This is a genomic window from Thiofilum flexile DSM 14609 (assembly GCF_000380185.1).
GTDB lineage: Bacteria > Pseudomonadota > Gammaproteobacteria > Thiotrichales > Thiotrichaceae > Thiofilum > Thiofilum flexile.
The window spans coordinates 1-2,543 of record NZ_KB904803.1; the positions used below are offsets into that span (position 1 = coordinate 1).

Here is a 2,543-nt window from a genome sequence, read left to right on the forward strand (position 1 = left end):
ATAGTAAGCCACCTTCAGGAGATTGGATATAGGGTGTTGTGATCCTATGAGTATCTCAGGTTGTGTGGCTTTTTTCCTTATATCGAACTCAGGTTTTTCTAGGCTCAGTAATTCCACGTTTATATCCTTTAGATTCTCCTCTTTCTCAACTTGGGCAGTGCTGACATAACGGGAAATATTGAGGTTGTAATCGTTTTTCTCGATTTCTTCCATTGTCACCTTTCGAGAATAACGTTCTTCTTCCTTGCGGAACTGATAGGTATCCACAATCTTATTAATATGCTCATCAAGTAATTTATTTTGCCGCTTGCCTTTTTCGAAGTGTTCAGCAGCATTGATGAACAATACGTCATCCGGCTTTTTGCAGCGTTTCAGCACCAGAATACAGACTGGAATACCCGTCGAGAAAAATAGATTGGCAGGCAGGCCGATTACGGTGTCGATGTGACCATCTTTGAGCAGTTTGGTGCGAATACGTTCCTCAGCCCCCCCGCGAAACAGCACGCCATGCGGTAAAATAATTGCCATCACACCGCTATCACTGAGAAAATGGAAACCATGCAGTAAAAAGGCAAAATCTGCCGCTGATTTAGGTGCAAGGCCGTAGCTTTTGAAACGAAAATCCTCGCTCAAGGTATCGGTAGGTTCCCAGCGATAGCTAAAGGGTGGATTGGCGACTATCGCATCGAATTGCAGCTTTTTGGCAGGATTCATCTCGTTGAGAATATCCCAGTCATTCGTTAGTGAATCACCGTGATGAATCTCGAACTCAGTATCCTTCACCCCATGCAGCAGCATATTCATCCGTGCCAAGTTATAGGTGGTGATGTTCTTTTCCTGTCCGTAGATTTTACCGATACCGTGCGAGCCTAGCTGTTTGCGCACATTTAAGAGCAAAGAACCCGAACCACAGGCAAAATCTAATACTTTGTTTAGCTTTTGCTTTTGCCCCGTCTTTGGCTCCTGACTATCTAGGGTGACGATGCGGGACAAAATGGTGGAGATTTGTTGCGGGGTATAGAACTCGCCTGCTTTTTTACCGCTACCGGCAGCAAATTGACCGATTAGGTACTCATAGGCATCGCCTAGTATATCGGTGTCGGTGCTGAATTTGGCGATACCGTCAGCAATCTTTTGGATAATGATACAGAGTTGGGCATTACGTTCTGCTGGTCTCTTACCCAGCTTCTCAGAATGCAGGTTAATCTCGGAGAATAGCCCCTGAAAATTGCCCTCGAAGGATTTTTCTTCGATGTATTTAAAACCCTTGTATAGGGTATCGAGCAGGTCGGGGCTTTGGGTGCGAGCTAATTCTGCAATGCTGCTCCATAGGTATTGCGGCTCGATGACATAATGCACCTTGCGCCGCATTTGCTTTTCAAACTCTGGTACATCTTCTGGATAGTCCTGATACCAAAGATTCAGCGGGGTGATATTAGGAAGGTCGGAGGTGTCGGGGTAGTCCGAGCCGAGTTCCTTTTTTGCGGCGATTTCGTAGTTATCGGAGAGGTAGCGCAAAAAGAGGAACGACAGCATGTAGTCACGGAAGTCGTCGGCATTCATTGAGCCACGTAGATTATCGGCGATGCCCCATAGGGTCGTGCCGAGTTGGTTGAGTTGTTCTTGGGTCATTATCTTATTGGTTGTCGATTATGCAGATTTTTTCACAATAATGGCTTTACGCGGTGGAAAAGATACCTTTTTACGTCGTGCTTTCTTCTGTCTTTCCCTAATGTCTGCAAAGATTGCGTCTAAGTCATAGTTAAACTGGGCTGCATATTGATCACGCAATTCACGTGTTTCTTTAACGATAGGATCTTGCCACATAATTAACCCTCCATGAGTTCTTGTGGAGTACAAATAATAGGCGGCTCATAGCCGTGCGAACGACAAACAGCCTCCACTTTTGGGCGCATTACCGCATTAGCGATATGTGTACAGTTCCAAGTTAGTAGGTAGTCCATAGCGTTTATAGTAGCAACTGCAATGTGATAAGCATCTATTTCTGCTTTTGCAGGCAATGAACCTTCTTTGATTAATGCTCGTGCTAGTTCCCGTGCTTCAACAGACACATCTAGTTCATCAATGCCACTCAGGGCAGCTAGTCGACGAGCCGCAGCATCGGGATGACCTTGAGATGATTCGACTATGACAAATTCTGAAATATAAAGCTCAAAATCAGGCCGACGGTTTTCCCACCATTCGAGCGTGGTATTCTGGTTAGCTACTGCCCTGATGTCATTACTAGGTCTAGCAGTAAGGTAACTCACTATTGATGTTTCAATATATACTCTAGGTTTCATGGTTATTTCTGGTTATTTTCGGGTTTAATTTGCGTTTGATATAGCTCATGCCTCTACTTCCTCCATATTTGGGAAAAGCTGCTGCATCAGTCCTTTTTTGTGGCTTTTGAGTGCTTCAATTTTTTGGGTTTGGGCGGTGATTAGCTCGTCGATGGAGGAAAGGCAATCGGCGATTTTTTGTTGTTCTCTCTTGTCATTGGGATAAGCTATTATAATTGATGAAAGTCGACTTGCTGATAT

At 44.6% G+C, this 2,543-nt stretch carries 4 protein-coding genes; all 4 read right to left on the bottom strand.

Annotation, left to right across the window (positions count from 1 at the left end):
- Window positions 1-1,632, bottom strand: a 1,632-nt coding sequence (locus A3IK_RS19775) for a type I restriction-modification system subunit M (RefSeq protein WP_020560962.1), incomplete at its 3' end; no start/stop codon positions are given.
- A gap of 18 nt (window positions 1,633-1,650) precedes the next feature.
- The gene (locus tag A3IK_RS21450) at window positions 1,651-1,827 is read right to left on the bottom strand and encodes a hypothetical protein (protein WP_020560963.1); all 177 of its coding nucleotides are present in this window, start codon (window positions 1,825-1,827) and stop codon (window positions 1,651-1,653) included.
- A gap of 2 nt (window positions 1,828-1,829) precedes the next feature.
- Window positions 1,830-2,303, bottom strand: a complete 474-nt coding sequence (locus tag A3IK_RS0115875) for a type II toxin-antitoxin system VapC family toxin (protein WP_020560964.1) — start codon at window positions 2,301-2,303, stop codon at window positions 1,830-1,832.
- Between the two features lie 45 nt (window positions 2,304-2,348).
- A partial coding sequence (locus A3IK_RS0115880; RefSeq protein WP_026221025.1) for a restriction endonuclease subunit S occupies window positions 2,349-2,543 on the bottom strand: 195 nt, incomplete at its 5' end.